The organism is Methylobacterium sp. CCH7-A2 (assembly GCF_001557075.1).
GTDB lineage: Bacteria > Pseudomonadota > Alphaproteobacteria > Rhizobiales > Beijerinckiaceae > Allobosea > Allobosea massiliensis.
Genome location: NZ_LSKN01000067.1, coordinates 1 through 775 on the forward strand (window position 1 = coordinate 1; position 775 = coordinate 775).

1 protein-coding gene is annotated in these 775 nt (G+C 54.6%); it reads right to left on the bottom strand.

Features of this window, described 5'->3' with window-relative positions; translation table 11 throughout:
- Positions 1-334: recombinase family protein (locus AX750_RS04560; RefSeq protein WP_197426555.1), on the bottom strand; the 334-nt coding region annotated here is incomplete at its 3' end.
- Positions 335-775: the final 441 nt, after the last annotated feature.

The window sequence follows — 775 nt, forward strand, 5'->3', positions numbered from 1 at the left end:
TCAAACAGACGGCGGCAGTGACCCGAACAGTCCGCGGCCCACGCCGGATGGATACACCGAGCGAGCGGAACGCTGCGCCCTTGTCGGCGACGACGCCGAGGATGTTGAGAAGGTCCCGCGTCGATCGCGCCAAGCGGTCTAGACGGGTCACGATCACGACGTCGCCGGCGTTCAGCGCGGCGAGCATTTTGTCGAGCTGAACGCGGTCGCGCTTGGCACCCGACACCTTCTCCTTGAAGAGCTTCGATGCGCCGGCCGCCTCGAGTCGCGCGACCTGAGCGTCGAGCGTTTGGCCGTCGGTCGAGACGCGAGCGTAGCCATAGGTGAAGGGCATGAATCAAGCTCGCATTGCGCACATATAATATGCACAGCGTAACCCACTGATATCGCGGCGTCGAGCGCGCTGTGCGTAATTCTTAACTTATGAACGAAACGCGGTTTTCGATGACACCCCGAATTTTGACGCATTCTCGTTCTCATTGAACAAGCGGCGATTGGCCTTGAGAAGCTTCAGCTCCAATTTTTCTAGAATTCTCTAAAAATCCATGGTCCAATCCAGAGCGTCCATCCTATGACACACCAATTAAGTTGTCTGTCGAATCAGACCATCAAAGTAGCTTTATTGCTGATAGGATCTCTTACAACATCACATATCTATGCTGCTGATGGTGGAATCAACACCGCTCTAGCCGAAGCTGGATGCATCCAGTCAGCCATCAAGGGGCTCTGTGGTCATTTCTACATTAATACACGCTAAGGGCATTTTGCAGGTGAC